Annotated in this window: 10 protein-coding genes; 6 read left to right on the top strand and 4 right to left on the bottom strand. The window is 62.1% G+C overall.

The window, feature by feature from the left end; all coding sequences use genetic code 11:
* Window positions 1-805 precede the first annotated feature (805 nt).
* Complete coding sequence (locus OJB03_RS12835) at window positions 806-2,227, top strand: alkaline phosphatase (protein ID WP_263788082.1); 1,422 nt, start codon at window positions 806-808, stop codon at window positions 2,225-2,227.
* 220 nt (window positions 2,228-2,447) lie between these two features.
* Entirely contained in the window at window positions 2,448-3,488 is a 1,041-nt protein-coding gene (locus tag OJB03_RS12830) for a sodium:calcium antiporter (protein ID WP_263788079.1), read from the top strand.
* Window positions 3,489-3,583: 95 nt separating this feature from the next.
* Here the strand turns inward: OJB03_RS12830 and OJB03_RS12825 are convergent, their stop codons facing one another.
* The 4 genes from OJB03_RS12825 to OJB03_RS12810 form a co-directional block, all read right to left on the bottom strand.
* Window positions 3,584-5,353 carry an exo-alpha-sialidase gene (locus tag OJB03_RS12825; protein ID WP_263788077.1) on the bottom strand — a complete coding sequence of 590 codons (1,770 nt, stop codon included), beginning with the start codon at window positions 5,351-5,353 and terminating at the stop codon, window positions 3,584-3,586.
* Window positions 5,354-5,558: 205 nt separating this feature from the next.
* The gene (locus tag OJB03_RS12820; protein ID WP_263788075.1) at window positions 5,559-7,340 is read right to left on the bottom strand and encodes a fibronectin type III domain-containing protein; all 1,782 of its coding nucleotides are present in this window, start codon (window positions 7,338-7,340) and stop codon (window positions 5,559-5,561) included.
* Window positions 7,341-7,460: 120 nt separating this feature from the next.
* Window positions 7,461-10,445, bottom strand: a complete 2,985-nt coding sequence (locus tag OJB03_RS12815) for a TonB-dependent receptor (protein ID WP_263788073.1) — start codon at window positions 10,443-10,445, stop codon at window positions 7,461-7,463.
* A gap of 1,011 nt (window positions 10,446-11,456) precedes the next feature.
* Window positions 11,457-12,104 carry a helix-turn-helix transcriptional regulator gene (locus OJB03_RS12810; RefSeq protein ID WP_263788070.1) on the bottom strand — a complete coding sequence of 216 codons (648 nt, stop codon included), beginning with the start codon at window positions 12,102-12,104 and terminating at the stop codon, window positions 11,457-11,459.
* A gap of 597 nt (window positions 12,105-12,701) precedes the next feature.
* Between OJB03_RS12810 and OJB03_RS12805 the strand changes: the two genes are divergently transcribed.
* From OJB03_RS12805 to OJB03_RS12790, 4 genes are all read left to right on the top strand, one after another.
* Window positions 12,702-13,220, top strand: coding sequence for a BrxA/BrxB family bacilliredoxin (locus OJB03_RS12805; protein ID WP_263788067.1), 519 nt, complete (start codon window positions 12,702-12,704; stop codon window positions 13,218-13,220).
* A gap of 77 nt (window positions 13,221-13,297) precedes the next feature.
* Window positions 13,298-13,528, top strand: coding sequence for a ferredoxin (locus OJB03_RS12800; protein ID WP_263788065.1), 231 nt, complete (start codon window positions 13,298-13,300; stop codon window positions 13,526-13,528).
* A gap of 190 nt (window positions 13,529-13,718) precedes the next feature.
* Window positions 13,719-14,105, top strand: a complete 387-nt coding sequence (locus tag OJB03_RS12795) for a hypothetical protein (RefSeq protein WP_263788063.1) — start codon at window positions 13,719-13,721, stop codon at window positions 14,103-14,105.
* Window positions 14,106-15,343: 1,238 nt separating this feature from the next.
* Window positions 15,344-17,131: a sensor histidine kinase gene (locus OJB03_RS12790; RefSeq protein WP_263788061.1), complete on the top strand. Its 1,788-nt coding sequence runs from the start codon at window positions 15,344-15,346 to the stop codon at window positions 17,129-17,131.
* Window positions 17,132-17,422: the final 291 nt, after the last annotated feature.

Below are 17,422 nucleotides of genomic sequence, written 5' to 3'. Positions count from 1 at the left end.
CGGCCCAGACACGTAGACGGATGAAGTGACTAGAGCAACCGATCTCTTCCTTACGACGGATGTCGCCTCGGCCGGTGCGAACAGCGGAAATCGGTTCTGGGCCGCTCATTTCATGGCTATTCAGATCAGTTTTTATGTGCAGTCGTCGCCATACCTGTTGCCGCAGGCCGATGGCTGCTCCATCGTAGTGGCGGTCTGACCCTGACTGAGAACTACGCCCTCTTGCTACACCTTCTAGCGCAAAACATCCTCGTGATAGCGACCGCTGATGGGGCTGCGACGGCTGGCTGAGGTGCTGAACTGGGCGGTGACGTGGAGGGGGCACTTGGCTAGGTACGTTCACTGCACAGGTCGTTTGAGCAGGTCGGGCCTTCTACCGAGAAGCTGTCTGGCACACCGCCTGGAAGACAGTCGCTCCTACATGGCGACGCCGGAAATGGTGGGGCATCTGCACAGTTGTGGGGGTTGGTCCATGCTGGTTGTCAGTGATCTGGTGTTAGAGAAGGCACAGCCCCCCATTGCAACTGGCGATGAGCCGGGGCCAGACGCCAACCGGTAAGATGCAGTTCTGACGCGCGCGAGCCGATTAGACAATACGGCGGAATGTGATTCCTCGCGGAACAGACCTCCTGCCACCCGCGATTCCCGGGTGTAGGCTCCAGGGCCGCGAGAGCCAGTTTGTTTGTGGGGGCTGTCTCTGATAAATTCTGTAGTCCTCTTTAAAGCTCAAACTCGCTTTTCGACACACCAACTTTCGATGCACCTGGTGCGCCCACCTACGTCCCGCCTGCTTTCTACGACTTCCTTGCTCTTCACTGTCCTTGGCCTTTGTCTGCTCCTGGTCCGTCCAGCCCCGGCGCAGACCGCCCCGGACGCCCCTGCGCCCGAGGAGGCGCCGAACGTTATCCTCATGATCCCCGATGGCTTCGGGCCGGCCAGCGTGACCATGGCGCGGGACTACCTCCGGTGGCGCCGCGGCCAGGAGGAACTTCCCTACGATAGCCTCCAGGTAGGAAGCATCCGCACCTACGCCTCCGACAGCTACATCACAGACTCGGCGGCCGGGGGCACGGCCCTTGCCACGGGCACAAAAACCTACAACGGAGCGGTCGCTGTGGACACCTCCCAGCAGGCCGTAGCGACGCTGCTGGAAGGGGCCGAGCGGCGCGGGATGTCCACTGGGCTCGTTGTGACAAGCCGACTCACCCACGCCACCCCGGCGGTATTCTCGGCCCACGTGCCGGACCGCGACCAGGAAAACCGCATCGCTCGCCAGCAGCTACGCAAAGACATCGAGGTCATGCTGGGTGGGGGACGGCGACACTTCCTACCGCAGTCGGCCGAGGAGAGTGACCGCGAGGACGGCCTCGACCTCCTGCAGGTGGCCCAGGATCGGGGCTATGAGGTAGTCCAGACGGCGAGCGAACTGAATCAGGCAGAAGAAAACCAAGCAGAAGAGGAGAGCCTTCTGGGCCTGTTCAGCCCGGGGCACATGGCATACGAGATCGACCGTGGCCACACGCGCCAACCCAGCCTCGCGGCGATGACGGAAACCGCCATCGACCGGCTCTCCAGTAGCCAGGACGGGTACTTTCTGATGGTCGAGGGCAGTCGGATCGATCATGCCGGCCACGGCAACGACGCTGCTTCTCATCTCCGAGACATTCAGGCCTTCAATCAGGCGACCAGGAGCGCGCTGGAGGCCGCCCGCGAAGACGACAACACCCTCGTGGTGATCGTATCGGACCACGAGACCGGTGGTCTCACGCTGGGGCGAAACCGCAATGGCGAAGGAATCTACTCCTGGAGCCCAGAGAAGCTGGCCGGTGTCGAGGCCTCCAGCGGCGCCATCGCAGACAGCGTCCGTTCGATTCGCTCCGCCGGAGCAAGCTCTTCTGTCAAGCGGAAGCGCATTAAGGGCACGTTGACCCGTCTGACCGGCATTCAAGACGTGCCGACGGAGATCGTCTCCAACCTGATGGAGGTCGAGGGGCCTTACGCCGTCGGAAACGCCGTCTCTCCACTTGTCAACCGGCACGCCCTGGTCGGATGGACGAGCCACGCCCACACGGCGGTCGACGTGAATCTCTACGCCTACGGGCCGGGTGCAAACGCCTTTGTCGGCCACCACGACAATACCGCCATTGCCCGAAAGCTCGCAAACCTCATGAACGTGGACCTAGAGGCGCTCACCGGCACGCTGCGAGCGGGGCGGGAGACCCAGTAAGCCACTGCCCAGATGGACCCACGCCCGGAGGGACCAATGTCCAGGGGGGCTAGCGCCCGAGAAGAGTGCTCCTGGAAACGACCTTTCGCCTTCTAACAGGACACTCCCGCAGGCCGTTTGCAGCCGGCTATTCCTGGCTGGCTGTGTCCGACAGGTCGCTTTGCTCTCTCCTTGCGGTGCCGCTCTGTAAAGCCTACTGCTCTGTGGGGACTATTGTCTTATGGAGATTATTGCCTGGGACAGGCTCTCGCTCCCGTTTATCTCTGTTGCGTTTGGGGCTTCAGCCCTCCTCGTCGCCGTGGTAGGGACACGGATGACCCGGGCCGCCGACCGCCTCGCTGATGAGACCGGTCTGGGGGAAGCAATCTTCGGGGCCGTCTTGCTCGGGAGCGCCACCTCCATTGCCGGCATCACGACGTCCGTGACGGCTGCGGTGGACGGTCTTCCGTCCCTGGCCATCAGCAACGCGATTGGTGGGATCGCCGCCCAGACCGTCTTCCTTGCGGTGGCCGACATGGCCTACCGGCCCGCGAATCTCGAACACGCGGCCGCCTCCGTCGAGAACCTCCTGCAGGGCGCTTTGCTGTCGACCCTTCTGGCCATTCCCCTGCTCGGCATGGCAGGCCCAGAGATCGACCTGCTTGGGATCCACCCTGCCTCCGTGCTCTTGGTCGCGGGCTACCTCTACGGCATTCATCTCGTGGCGGAGGCGCGGTCGACTCCGTACTGGATGGCACGACAAACCGACAAGACCCGCCAGGACACCGAAGAGGAGGACCGCGAGGCCGCCTCCCTCCCGAAGCTCTGGACGGAGTTTCTGGCCCTGTCCCTCGTCGTCGGTGTCGCGGGATACGTGATCGCGAAGACTGGGGGGCAGGTGGCCGCCCGAACAGGCCTCTCCGGAGGGATCGTCGGCGGGCTATTTACGGCCGTGTCTACCTCGCTTCCGGAACTGGTCACGTCGGTGGCGGCAGTGCGCCGCGGGGCCCTGACCCTGGCGGTCGGGGGCATCATCGGAGGCAATAGTTTCGACGTCCTGTTCGTGGCGTTTTCGGACGCCGGCTACCAGGAGGGGTCAATCTACCATGCCATGACCGAGCAGCAGGTGTTCATCATTGCCCTTACGCTTTTGTTGGCCGGCATCCTGCTGATGGGCCTGTTGCGCCGGGAGCGCCGCGGGGCATTCGGGATCGGGTTCGAGAGCTTCCTGGCGCTGGTGCTCTACTTCGGGGCGTTCGGGCTTTTGTTCGTCGGGGGATAGCCGTCGGGGGGAGCTGCTGTTTGGGACAGGCCACCCCATCCCGGCTTTTTCAAACAGTATCTCGTAGAGCAACACGCCCCAGCGGTGTCGCGCCGTCACCGCTCCACGGACACCTCGTGATACCAGTTCATTCCAGACCCGCCATTCGATCCCGCGTCGTACACAAAGCCGTACGTGTCGGGCGTTGGGCTCCCTAGGCGGAGCGGTCTCCCTCGAACCCATTGGGCATCTGCGCTGTCGACCTGAACGGTCGCGGCGCCCCACTCACCTCGTCGGGAGCTGCTGGTGTGGTAGAGCCGTCCGGTTCCTTTCTCAATAAATAGCACGTGCACGGACGAACCAATGGCGACAGCGTCGGCCCCTACCTGGTCGGAGTCGACTGCGCTCTGTGCGACCGGGCGCTCGGTAACCTGCGCTGGACTGCTCAGCGTGCCGTTATCGGCCATCCGGCGCGCCCAAATCTGACCCGAGGCGCGGCGGTGCAGGATCACCGTCGCGTTCGACTCGGGTAGGTACACGAGGGGAAGGATGGAGCCAACGTCGGTCTCGGCCGTCCCAAGACCGGAAGTTACCTGCGTAGGAGGCGACAGGCTGCCATCCGGCCGAATGCGGCGATGCCAGCCGGTGCCGTCGCGGCGGGTATACGCCAGGTGCACTGTCCCGTTGGCGCCGAGCGTCGTTTGAGGGCCGGAAAGCGCGTCTCCGGTCGGGCTCGGAATCGTAGTCTCAGTTCCCCACATGCCGTCGGGACTGCGAATCTTGTAGTGGATGCGTTGGGGGCCGCCGTATACTCCCACGAGGCTACCGTCCGGCCGCGCAGTAAGGGAGGTGACCTGCACCGGCGGCTCTTCAGGCGTTGCCACCGTGTCGTCTCGCACGGCCCACGTGTCCGGATCGCCCGGGTGCTCCGTCGTCTGAAACGAGTGGTGCAGCACCCCGGCGTCGATCTGGTGGAGCATGTGAATCGTCCCGTCGTGGATAGCCGAGGCGAAGCCCTCCAGATCGCCCGTTTCCGGACGATGAGGACCGTCTACCTCCTGCCACGTCTGGCCACCGTCGGTCGATTTCACGGTCATCAGTTTGTTGTAGGACTCCGCCGGCTCCATGAGGAAGTACAGGCTGCCATCGGGCGCCTCCCAGGGCCCGAGGCGACCCGGGGTTTCGGGAAAGGTGCCACCCAGCAGACGAGACGGAACGGTCGCCGTAACGGTCGGGAGATCGCTGGCCGGCAACGGGCGGCCCTGTGCATCGACCATCCGAAATGTGAACCGGTCCCCCCTCTCGTTGGTCACGGCCCCATCCGCGTAGCGACGAATCACCAGCGGCCACTCCCATTCGCTTTGCACCCCGCGATCCGGGAGGGCGGGGCCTTGGGCAGAGAGGCTCATGCCGGTGCCGCCCGCATACGATGCCGTCGAGCCGTCAAGGAGATCGGTAGCCTCTGCGCGGTCGTTGTAGGCGGGCGTGGAGACCACGCTCACCCGAGGCGTGACTTCCGACGCGGCCTTGGGAAAGCCCGCGGCTGGGACCGGGCGCCACTGGCCTTCATTGCGCCGGTACTGCAGCCGGAAGCGCTCCACGAACGGTGCGTTCAGGGGCGTTTCGACTTCAAACCGGATGCGAAACGGGCGCTCGACTGGCAGCGTTGCGGATTGGTCAAGGGATTCTGCCCATCCTTGATCGGCGTTGAGCCCAGTGTCAATGTCTGAGCGCACCCGGAAGGCCGTTTGGCGGGCGGGAGACACGTCTTCCGTTCCGTCGGACTTGTTAGGTTCGTTTTTGCAGCCGGTCCCTAAAACGAGGAGAAACCCCCCCAGCATGAGCAGGCATAGAGAAAACGACGAGGAGCGAGTCGTGGAGACCATGGTGATTCGTCAATCAGAGAATTAGCAGTCAGTCGGAACGCGCTCCTCCCATGCCCTCACGCGAGAGCACGCGCAGTTGTGAGGCACGCCGACGGTGCACCAAAGCCCACGGCTCCCTCGACGAGTGCTAGGTGTCGCCGAGGGAGCCGGTGAGCAGAGGTGCGTACCGGCCGTCTGCCCGATCAGAAAGAGAGTCCGCCAGGCGCTACGGTCGCGAATACTCGAGCGTGTTCTCGTGTGTGCGCTCCGGCTGGTTGGCCGGCGGGCGTTCGATCATGCGGCTGGGGCCGCCGTCGCCGGGCCGCACAAGGTCAAAAGCGTCGTAGGGTGCGCCGGTGGCCGTGTAGGATCGGAACTTAATCGTATCCGCGCCGACGCGCACCACCTGGTAGAGCTGGGTGTTTTCCCCGCCCCGCTCCATGTCGACGCCGTCGAAGTTCTCCCAGCGGTCGGGTTTGATCTCGTACATCTTCGCGCCGCTGACGGAGTTGACGTACACGGTGCCGCCCTCCGGAGACCGGGCGCTCACGCCCTGCTTCAGGTTCTTCGTCTGGCCGCGAGCATAGGTGTGGTCGTGGCCCTGCAGAACGAGGTCCACGTTGTGCTCGTCCAGAATCGGGCGCCAGGCCTCGCGGAGCTCCTCGTTGCTGCGGCCCTCACCGGAAGAGAACATCGGGTGGTGAAACGTCGCGATCGTCCAGCGGATCTCGGGGTCTTGCTCCGCGTCCTGGAGCGTCGACCGTAGCCACTCAGTCTGCGCGGCCAGGACCTCATCGTCCATCTTAGCCGCCTCAGAGTTGAGCCCGATGATGCGCGTGCCCTGGTGGTCGAGGTAGTAAACCGTTTCCTCCATGCCCTCCGGGCCGTTCGTTGGGAGCGTAAACTGCCGGTGCCAGTGAATCGACAGCTTCTCGGTGCTCTCCTTCTCCACCTCCATCATGAAGTGGCCGGTGAGGGTGTTGCCGTCCACGGCCACGTCGCGGAGAGGGAGCTCCCGGCCGTCCTCGCTAACGAGGGTGGCCCGGTAGCCGGACGCACTGCCCTCGATCTCGAGGGTGCCCACGTACTCGCCGTTGTCGACGTTGTAGTTCCAGTTGCCGGCCGGGTAGGCATCGGCCGAGGGGTTGACGGAGCTGGTGGTGGCCTCCAGTGGCTCAGGGTTGCCGTCCGGCTCCAAGATGGTTCCGGTCATCTTTTGCCCGGAGGCCTCCACCTCCACCTCAAAGGTGTCCTCGACGATTCGTGTGCGGTAGCCCGCGTACTCGTGGTTTCCGGGCACCGCCACGTTGGGCACCATGCTCTGGATGAAGCCCCCCGCCTCGTTCCAGTGGCCCCACTCGACATTGCGGTGGGCGTTGTTGATCAGGTCGCCGGCGTGAACGATGAAGTCGATCGCCGGGGCGTCGGAGTAGGCCTGCCGGATGAGGCGGGACCAGTGGGAGCGCACGTTGTTCTGCGCGTCGCCGACGTAGGCGAAACTGAACGGCTCGGGCTGCCGGCTGGCGGTGCGAGCGTGGAACCACTCGCTCCAGTGGGTCCCGTCGCCCACGCGGTAGGCGTAGAGGGTGTCGGCCATGAGGCCATCGAAGGTGATGGAATGGTACTCGGCGTTCACGTGCTCACCGGTGACTTTGTGGGCGTGGAGGCCCTGTGTTTCGGCCTCGACGGTGCGGGCCTGGGTGTGGAAGGAAGGACTGCTCGTGGCCAGGGCGACCTGGGCCTTCGCGCCCGTCACGGTGCTGTCGGTGCGCCAGGAGACACTGAGGGAGGAGGCCGGATCCTCGGCGTGACTCAGCACGATGCGGTCCGGATAGGGGCCGGGTGCGGTCGACGGCAGTTCGGCCGGGGTCACCGAGGTGTCCGGGACTTGGGCCGCCCCAGTGTTCTCCGGCGACGAGCCCGAGGAGGGCGAGAAAGCGGTTGCCAGTAGCCCCAGCGTGAGCAGCATGAGAAAGGCAGTGAGGAGGGAGGCGCAGGGTCGATGCATAAGTGGATGCTCGTTTCAAAAACGGGAAGAGGAAAATACAACACGCAACCCCTCCTCCCCTGTGGAGGGAAGAAGGGGGCGTGGTGGGTGAGGACCCCAACGGACGGATCCGAGGGGGATTTAGAATTCGGTAGAGATGCCGACCGTCAGGGTGCGACCGCTCAGGTAATGGAAGCCAAGCCGTTTGGTCTGCCCTGTCTGAAAGACCTCCGGATCGTTGGTGATGTTCTGCACCTGCAGAATCAGCTCCGGTTTGCCTAACACTCTCTGGAACTGGTAGGTGGCGTTGACATCTACGGTGGTGCGATCCCCCACGTACTCGTCCTCGAGAGGCGAACTGCCATCGATGTCCTCAAGGTAGTCGCCCTGGTAGTTGACCGCGACGCGGGCCTCGAAGCCGCCGGTCTGAATGTAAGGGATGATGTTGTACACCAGGTCCGCCTGTTGGAAGAAGGAGTAGTCGGGCCGGTTCGGATCGTTCTCGTACTCCGGCACGTCCACGTTCGAGGTCGTTATGGTCGTGTTGGCGTTGAGGCCCAAGACGTTGAACGGCTCCGGCAGAAAGGTGAACGGCTGCTGGTAGGCGACCTCCAGACCAGTCACCGTGCCCAGGTCTGCGTTGCGCAGCTGCGACCGATTGACAACTTCGAATGTGCGGCCCTGGCCGAACGGATCCTGCACGTTGCGCTGCTCGGAGCTGAACCTGTAGATGGCGTTGTTGACGCGCTTGTGAAAGCCGCCGGCCGACACAAGTCCGCCGTTTGAGAAGTAGTACTCGGCCCCAAGGTCGAAATTCATGGCCGTGAATGGGTCGAGGTTGGGGTTCCCTTCGTTCACGCTCGCTCGAAGGGACCCGCCCTCCTCGACAACCTCCACCTCACTGAACGCGCCAAGGTCGTCGTACTCCGGCCGGCCGATCGTATTGGACCAGGCGGCACGCAGCTGGATGTTTTCTGCCACCTCTAGGGTCAGGTGCAGCGAGGGCAGGAAGTTCGTGTAGGAGTTTTCGAATGTCTGCCTGACAACGTCCTCGTCGGGATCGAACTCCCCGTCGTCCCGAAGCTGGAAGCGGTCGGTCTCGGTGGCGGTATGCTCGACGCGAAGTCCCCCGAGGGCCGTTAGCGACCCGAACTCGGCCGAAGCCATGGCGTAGCCCGCATAGATTGACTCCGCGTTCTCGGAGTCGTCCTCAATGTCGGACACCGCAAGCTCCTGCGCCGAGACGCGCTCATACACCGCGTTGGGGGCCCGGCAACGCCGCTCCCCCGAGAAGCGCTGCTCAGTTGTGGGGTTGCAGAGGTCTCCGAGGAAGTCGTTCTCCACTGCTCCAGTGTTGGCGAACGGCATCAGTCCATTTCCGACCTGTACCGTCTGCACGCGGGGCGCCTCGAAGTCGGCCAGCGTCAGGCTACCGTCCCCGACGTAGTCGTATCCGGTGTCGGCCACGTCGATCGACTTATCGCGGGTCTGAAACTGGCCTCCCGTCTTGACGAAGCCAGAGACGCCGCCGGCCGAGAACGGAATTCGGAGGTCGGCCTGTGCCGCGTACGTGTTCTCGATGCTCTCGGCGTACTCCAGGTCAACCTCGTTGGCGACGTAGTTGGAGCCGTCCCCGACGTACCCCGGATTCTCTGGGTAGTAGTCGAAGAGGAAATTCCCCATGTCGGCGACCCCTGCCGCCTGGGTGGTCTCCGGCGTCTCGAACTCGGCGTCTTCCTGCCGCTGATCAGTCACTCCGCGCGAGTACGTGCCGCTCGCCGAAAGAGTGATGGCTCCATCGAACTTCTGCTCAAACCCCAGATTCCCGCCCCAGAGCGACTCGTCCTCGTCGGTGTCGCTGAGATCGACTGAGCCGAATCCACGGGCAAAGCGGGCTCCGGACTCGGTCATGGACGGCCGCGGATCCTCCGGATAGTCCTCCGGGTCGTACACCATGTTGTACTCCAGCTCATTATCAAGCTTCTTCTCGTCGTTGAACGTGTAGTAGGGACGAAAGAACACCTCCGTGGTGTTGTCTGGGCGCCAGTCAATGGTGGAATTGATCGCAAACCGACGGCGGCGGTTGCGCTCCACAATCTGCTCCTGGGCCTCCGGGACGACGGTGCCGCCAAAATCGGGGCGGAGGTCGATACTACCCTCACCGGAGAACTCGCCCCACCCTTCCCCCTTTAGCCCCGAAGTCGTGAAGTCTCGACGCGAGCCGCTGGCGGAGATCAGCAGGCCGAACGAGTCATCCGGGCCAACCTTGGTCCCGGCAGTCAGGTTTGCACGGAACGGAAGCTTCGACTCGCCGAGTTCGGGCACCGTCTGGTTGTGGGAAAGCGCCCGAACAGATCCGAACGCGAAGGACCCCTCCCGGTCGAAGGCCGAAAGCGTGCTGATGTTAATCGAGCCGCCAATCGCATTGCCAGGCATATCTGGCGTCACGGCCTTCGTGACCTCAACGTTCGAGACCATCTCGGCCGGCAGCAGATCGAGAGCGGTGGCCCGAGAGCCGGCGGTGGAGGCAAGGGTGTTGCCGTTCAGGGTCACGTTGTTCAGGTTCGCCGCGCCGCCGCGAATCGACACGAAGCGTCCCTCGGTGCGGTCGTTGCGGAGTACAATGCCCGGCAGGCGCTGCACAGCTTCGGCGACGTTTTTCTCGGGCAGGTTGCCAATGCGGTCGGCCGCCAGGGCGTCGACAATGTTCATGGACTGCCGCTTCTGATTGACCGACCGGAACTGACTCTCCCGGAGGCCGCGAACGACGACCTCCCCGCCTTCCAGCACCTCGCTGGCGAGCTCAAAATTAATCGTTTGGGCCTGTCCCGCCTGTACATCGACGGTCTTTCTGCTGGACTGGTAGCTGACAAAGGACACCGTCAGCGTCTGCGACCCGGTCGGGACGTCCGTGAGCTGGAACCGGCCGTCTGTATTGGTGGACGTTCCAATCGACGTGCCCTCCACAATCACATTGGCGCCGGGAAGAGGCGAGCCCTCGCTCGCATCAACGACCTGGCCCTGCACAGTTCCAGTCGGCTGGGCGTGTCCGTGAAGAGGAGTGACAAGAGTGAACGCAAAGAGTGCAAGGATGGAGTAGAGCAATCGGTAGCGAGGTTTTATCACGTGTCCTCTAGGCTTGCTGCAAAATAGTGCGAATGAAGTCCAGACGGAGACAAACCCCGGACTGAGAGACGGGCTAATTGCCTCCTGCACAGCCGTGCGAGACTTCCGCCCAGTTGCAACACGTGATTGATAACAAGCCCAGATTAGGCCTCGAAAACCCCATCTTTATGGTTGTATTAAGTCCGCGCAGGAATATTCGCGCCGAGCCCCAAATCTCGTATAACTGCAGTTCTGCCAGCCCCTCCGTGCAAGCAGGCCCCGCGGTCGGTTGAGTGACTAATTCACTGTCGAGCGAGGTCTCTTCCCCAACGGCCTGCTCGCTAAAGGCACCGTGGGGATTGATGGCTCCCGCGCGGGTCTCCGCGCTGTGATGGCCGAGAGGCCTCGTGCAATTCGCTGACGCCTGGTGCGGTATCGCCCCCTTCCCGCACGTGACTGAGAGACTCTTCTCCCCCGCCCGCTTTTGGGTGAGCCGCTCTCACATTCGAGCCTTCCGTGCTTACCATCTTTCATGTCCGAGTCTCGCGCGGACTGCTGCCACCAGTGGGCCCGCTCGGTTGCGGCCGACTGTTGCCTACAACCGGCAACCAACTGTCAGCTACGGTTCGATGCCTCCAGAAGCTGATATCCCCGGCAGGGCCGACCGGTTGGTTTGACCGACCGTCCATCCGATATAACGTCTGTTCGGCAAAGAGGGGACACCGCCCAGAACTCAGAAACGGCGGCTTCAGGGCGGTGCTCGGTACCCGGTGGTAAACACCCGAACCGGTAATTCTCAGACAGAGCCAAGGGTACCCACGAGGCCCGCACTTCCTCGATGGCTGGAACTACCTCCTCTGGCCCTGGGCCCTTTGGCGAGAGACAACAGGTTCCGGCTGAAGAAAGGATTTGCCCTAGACCGTGCAGCACGCGTACGGGCGGCCGTCCGGTCTCAGTCCCGACATGTTCTTCTGGGCAAGGCGTACGTCGGCCCCTGAAAGAGAAGTGGCGTCTATCAAAGACGAGACCCAATTACGTTTGAACCACCGGCAACTCGTAGGCGCAGGCCGTGTCTCCGTCGGGGATGTGACGCGTCCGCTCTACGCGCTCGAACAGAGCCTCGTAGAAGCAGGTCTCGGAAGCGCAGGGGAGCTCCGTAGTGCTGATGATCTCCGCGAACGGGCAGTTGCAGGCCTTGACGGTCACCTCCTTCTCTTCGACGCGAACCTCAGGCATAAATCCATTCTCTTCGAGGACCTCTTCGAGGACATCGACGATCTCGCGGATGCTAGCGGACTCCAGTGGATCGGCAAGGCGGTTTTCAACCTCGCCGAGGCGGTCGTTCCAGAACGACTGGAAGAACTCCTCAATGAGCCGGTCTTGTCCCTGGCTTTGCAGGTAGCTCAGAAACTCAGCAAAGACCGTCCCTTCCCGTCCTGGGAAGAGGCGTTCAGCGAGTGGAGTGATGCGGTAGCATATGCTCGGGCGTCCACGCCCCTGTCTCTTGGAACGGCGGGCCACAAGCCCATCACGCCCCATCTGGTCGAGGTGGTCGCGGAGCGTCGGTCGGGCGCGGTCGATGTCCTGAGTCGCGTCGTTGAGCGTAATCTCTCCCTGACGCTTCATGAGCTGGAGAAGCCGACGCTTCGTCTCGGACTGGAGAAGGCCAAGGAAAGACATAGAGAGTCGGACGAACTAAAGTTTACTACGACAACATTGAGACACGTGTACAGGACCCGTCAGGGTAGGGTTTTATGGAGAGAGTATCAATAAAAAGGTTATCGGCACGTAAATGTTGAAAAAACGCGCAGGCCTTTTTTCTTAGTAGATCCGTTTCCACGGTAATATGGCCCTACTTCCAGAATGCAGGCTCCGGCGTTTCATGTCGCTGAAGATGGAGAAGCCGTAGGGATGCTCCGACGGTTCTCTGCTCACTTCCGGATTACACCCGCCTCAGTGCTGGAGTGCCTCTACCGGCGTGCCCCAACCTCTATTCTTGTTGAGGCCGGACGTGGCCGTCACCGCCTCCTCGCTGTGAGCGCGGACGGGCTTCGGGCACTCCGTAACTGCGGGTCGTCTGACGACACGGAGGAGGCGCAGGAGGGCTCTACGTGAGACACAAGAGCAGGGGCAACTCGGCGCGGCGAACTCGTCAGTGTCGCCCAGTAACGGCCCGCCGCAGCCCCGAGCGCCAAGCGTTCTGAAGAACACGATGCCGAGAACGGTGCCCTTGTACGCATTCCCACCATCTACTTCACCGTCCCCACTTTTCGTACCATGCCCTATCCGAAAGCGATGGTCGAACCGATGCGCAAAGAACTCACGCGCCTCGGTGTAAAGGAACTGACCACCCCCGACGAGGTGGACACCGCCTTTGAGGCCGCCGAGGATGAGACCCTGCTTCTCGTCATCAATTCCGTATGCGGATGCGCAGCGGGCAGTGCTCGACCGGCCGTAGCCCGTGCCTTGAAGGCCGGACCGACGCCGGACCACGAGGTGACGGTGTTCGCGGGGCAGGACCTGGAGGCCACCGACCACGTCCGGGAAGCGTACCTGCCCGGCATTCCCCCCTCCTCGCCGTTCATGGCCCTCTTCCGAAACGGCCAGCCGGTCTACGTCATCGAGCGGAAACACATCGAAGGCCGTGAGCCAGGAGCAATCGGGGCGGATCTGATCGAGGCCTTCGAGGCGTACTGCACCGACGAGGCACCGCCCTCAGATGCCCCGAACCGACCCAGCCTTGACTCCCCGTCCACCGATGGGGGCCTGCCCTCCACGTTCCAATCCATCGGTTGACGCCTCCACCCGTGCTCGGTCCCATTCCGGACGCGAGACATTCTCCTCGTTTGGCCGTCACAATCCTCCCGTGAACTATGGAACGCGACATCGGTGACCTGACGATCGAAATCGACCGGACCCTTTGCATCGGGTCGGGTAGCTGCGTCGGGCTCGCCAGCGAAACCTTCGAGATTGACGAACAAAACCTTGTGCGCTTTCAGGACGAGACGCCGGACATCGATCCGGAGCGCCTGAAGGAAGCCTGTGCCGTGTGCCCGGTTGATGCGCTCCGTGTCTATGACGGCGATGAGCAAATCGTCCCTTGACCCGCCAGGCAGACACGGGCGAGAGTCCCGGCCGATGTCCTCGAACGAGAGCCTGAGCGTGCCGAACGTCCCCCTGTAGCGCCCCTCCTCCCGTAATATCGCCAACACTACACCCCGTAGTACAATCAGCACACCCGTAGCCGACGACACCGATGATACTGTCCCCAGCCTGTGGTCCTGGGGTCTCAAAGTGGCCGCCTCGGCGGGGCTGGCCGGCATGATCTGCTGCGTGGCCCCTGCGGTGCTTTTCGCGATGGGGGTGATGGGGGGCATCTACGCGATCTCGTTCGCTGACTTCTTCTACGCTGCCGACGGCTCAGCCGGCCTGGGGGCATGGCTGCTTCGGGGACTGGCCGCTCTCGTAGGACTGGTCGGCACGTGGCTCTATTACCGGCGACAGAATCAATGCTCGATCGATCCGAAGCGGAAGCGCCGAAACGTCGCGCTCCTTGCTCTCCTCGTGGCGACGCTCGGCACCGGTGCGTACCTCACGTTCGAGAAAGCGACGAGCTGGTACTTCGACCAGTATGTCGTTCCTGCCCAACAGGCCGAGTACGAGTCAATGTCGGACGAATAGGATCCGGGCGGCACTGCCGGGTTCGCTGTTCCCTGAATTCGGATTGTGCCCGCCCTCAACTTCTACGCGTGTCTCGGCAGAGCGTCCACCCCCACTCTACGACGACAGATCCGTCTCGCGATCCGCCTGCCACACTGGTGCTCATCGACAGTGAGGGAGCGACGGACCCAATCCTCAACCTGACGCTCGAGGAGTGAGAGCCCGGAATCTAGACCCGCAGTACCGCTGCCTTCTTTCTTACGCTAACGATCCTCCCATCATCGTTGGGCACAATCAGAACATTCTGGAGAAGATCAACCGTGCCTATGTGGAGGAGTGGGACGTGAAGGCAAGAGTGGCCGGGCAGAGAAGCGGAGGGGAGCCACCCCGCCTCTCCCGCCACAGAGTTGTCTCAACCTATCGGGTGGGCGCCCGGTGTCGGCGCCTTGCTCCTCCTACCTCCCTGGCGGGTCGTCCCCTCCCCTGATGAGCCGCGGGCAGTTCTGTTCAGTGGCCCAATTTGTCCGTCAGACTTCAACTCCAGAGAAGGCCCGTACGTGCAAATCAGAAGACGAGCAGAATTGGCGTCTTGAGCCTTGAGAAACCATTCGACCGCGAAGTCAGCGACGAAGAGATTTCTTCGGCTTTCCCATTTCCAAGAAGCTATCGTTCAGAATGTCCGACCGGCTAGGGCTAGAGGAAAGAACCGGTTTCAACCTGGGCGCGAGAAGTTCACCGGGCGGCTACAGGAATCCCGCTGGAAGATCGAGAAAGAACGAAACCGGTATACCTGAAGCGAATTTTATGGGTCTAAATATGAAAAAAATGAAACTAATTGAGGGGTTGAACTTACTATAGAGGAGCTTTCTGGTGCCTTTGTCAGGGGTCCTTGGAGAACCATGAGCAGACCAGACGGCTGCCGTACCTGACCGGGGGGCTTTCACACCTCAACAAGAGGCTTTTACGCCCGAGGAAGTGATAGGGAAAGAGTTGACAGAACGGGTACAAAGCCATTTTGCTCTATAAGTGCCACCACGGACCAAGGGCCATTCCGCCGCCAGAAACTCTGAAAACCACGCACGACAATGTTCTTTCCACCAACCGATGCTGGCCCTCGTCCCGCGAAATTAGGCCGGCGCAGCGCCCTCTGGGTACTGCTCGTGATCGGTGTGGTGCTGGCTGCGGCCCTTCTGCTTGATGCGTATGTAGACTGGGTCCACCAGGACGAACCGCAGTGGTCGGCAACGCTAAAAAATTCGGTGTCCATCCTTCTGGCGTTGGCGATTCCATACGTTGGATGGCGGCTTTTTCAAGACTCGCCTGGCTCCTTTTACCTACCAGAAGCAATAAAATACGCGCTGGCGGGTGGCATTGGGCTGGCGCTCCTTGCTGGGCTCGTGGTAGGGATGCAAGTCCTGCAAGAGGAAATTGACCCCCGTGCCATTGTTTTACAACTGGCCGCAATCGGTGCATTCGTCGGGCTCTACGTAGGGTACAGTGTTGCCCAGCTGAAAAGGGCCAAGGAGGAAGTGCAGGGAGACCGCAGACGCCTTGAAAACCTCCTGGATGGGCTTCCGGTCCCCGTTGTCCACGGGCGGCTTGAAGGAGAAGAGGTCAGCGTCCTCACCGCCAATGCCGCATTCGAAGAGGTTTTTGGACACGCCGCCGAGGAGTCCGAAGGAAAGAATCTGCAGGGTCTCATTCGCCCAGTAGACAATTCAAAAGAATATGTCCAGGAGAGCCCCGCTGCCGTTGAGCGCCGGGCCATTGAAGAGGGTGTTGCCGAGACGAGGGTTCGATGTGTGACCCCGGATGGCCAGCGAGAGTTTAAACTGCGAGTGGCGCAGGCTCTGGACCCAGGGGCTCCAGAGACGTACTCTGTGTACACGGATATCACCGAACGGAAGCGGCAAGAGGAGAAGCTCCGGGCGCTGAACACGCGCCTACAGCTTGCCCTCGACGCATCGAATACCGGGACGTTCGATTGGAAAATCCAGGCCGGCGAAGTGATCTGGGACGAGACCTCCGAGCGGCTTTTCGGGTATGAGCCTGGAGGGTTTCCAGGAACGCTTGAGGCCTGGGCCAGGCGCGTACACCCCGATGATCTGTCAAGTGCCCAGAAAGCCGTCGAACAGGCAATCGAGAACCGAGAGAAGTACGAGGCGGAGTTTCGGGTGTGCATCCCCGACGGCCAGCAGCGGTGGGTCGAGGCCTGCGGCACTGTCGAGTATGATGGCGGTGGAGAGCCGATTCGAATGCTGGGCATCCACACCGACATCACTGAACAGAAGAAGCGAGAGGAGAAACTCCGCGAGGCGAAGGACGAGGCAGAAGAGGCCTCCCGGCTTAAGTCTGCGATGCTCGCAAACGTGACCCATGAGATCCGCACGCCCCTCACCTCGATCACCGGCTTCTCCGAGATACTGGAACAGAGCCTGAGTGGCCGCGATGAGGACTTCGCCGCACGAATACGCAAAAACAGCCGGCGACTTCAGCGGACGCTGGAGTCGGTGCTTCACCTCTCCAAATTGGAGGCCGGTGTCCAGAAGCTCGGTCGCGAGAGGTTTTCGCTGGGGGCTGTCATCGAGGACGTCGCCACAGTGCTCCGTGATAGCATCTCTGAAAAGTCCCTCATCCTGACAACGGAGATTCCGGACCCACCGGTGATCGTCTCTCTGAACGAGGACGGTTTCTACCGAATCTGCCGGAACCTGCTGGAGAATGCGATCAAATTCACGCCGGAGGGAGGCCACGTGGAAGTTCGGGTCTGGGGCGAGGGCCTGGATGAGAGCTTGAATGAGGGCCGAAGTGCGGTCCTGGAGGTCGAGGACACCGGCATCGGAATGGATCCGGAGCGCGTGCCGGATCTCTTTCAGGCTTTCAAGCAAGAGTCGCAGGGGCTGGCCCGCGAATACGAAGGAAGTGGGCTCGGATTATCCATCGTGCAGCAGCTTACCGAAGAACTGGGCGGCACGATTGACGTCGAGACCGAAAAGGGCGTCGGGACATGCTTTACTGTGGAAGTTCCCCTGACTGATGATGCCTAAGTCTTCACTGCAGAGGTCTCATCGACAGGCGGTCCCGCAGGCAAAATGCCCGTTTTGAGATGCCCGTTTTGAGCCCACCTGAGTTCTACACCGCCCCCCGCTGTGGGCCCCACACGGATTGTAGCCTCGAAGACGACACTTCCAAGTGCGCCGGCATTGTGTAGTGGCACGGCCCAACCGATGATGGATTGAGGCTGGAAGCGACGGGCTTGTCAGCCAGGGTCCTCTGCCGATCGCCGGCGGTCAGGTGCGGGAGACAGGTACTTGGTGGTCCTGCCTCCCTGGCGCGCA

Origin of the sequence: Salinibacter grassmerensis (assembly GCF_947077765.1) — a bacterium.
In the GTDB taxonomy this organism is placed as follows: Bacteria; Bacteroidota; Rhodothermia; order Rhodothermales; family Salinibacteraceae; genus Salinibacter; species Salinibacter grassmerensis.
Note: the sequence above shows the minus strand (reverse complement) of the source record. Positions and strands in the feature narration are given on the sequence as shown.

Excerpts from the sequence above, each read along its gene's own strand:
- OJB03_RS12830 (WP_263788079.1), top strand. The coding sequence starts at position 2,448 with ATGGAGATTATTGCCTGGGACAGGCTCTCGCTCCCGTTTATCTCTGTT.
- OJB03_RS12825 (WP_263788077.1), bottom strand. The coding sequence starts at position 5,353 with ATGGTCTCCACGACTCGCTCCTCGTCGTTTTCTCTATGCCTGCTCATG.
- OJB03_RS12820 (WP_263788075.1), bottom strand. The coding sequence starts at position 7,340 with ATGCATCGACCCTGCGCCTCCCTCCTCACTGCCTTTCTCATGCTGCTC.
- OJB03_RS12810 (WP_263788070.1), bottom strand. The coding sequence starts at position 12,104 with ATGTCTTTCCTTGGCCTTCTCCAGTCCGAGACGAAGCGTCGGCTTCTC.
- OJB03_RS12805 (WP_263788067.1), top strand. The coding sequence starts at position 12,702 with ATGCCCTATCCGAAAGCGATGGTCGAACCGATGCGCAAAGAACTCACG.
- OJB03_RS12800 (WP_263788065.1), top strand. The coding sequence starts at position 13,298 with ATGGAACGCGACATCGGTGACCTGACGATCGAAATCGACCGGACCCTT.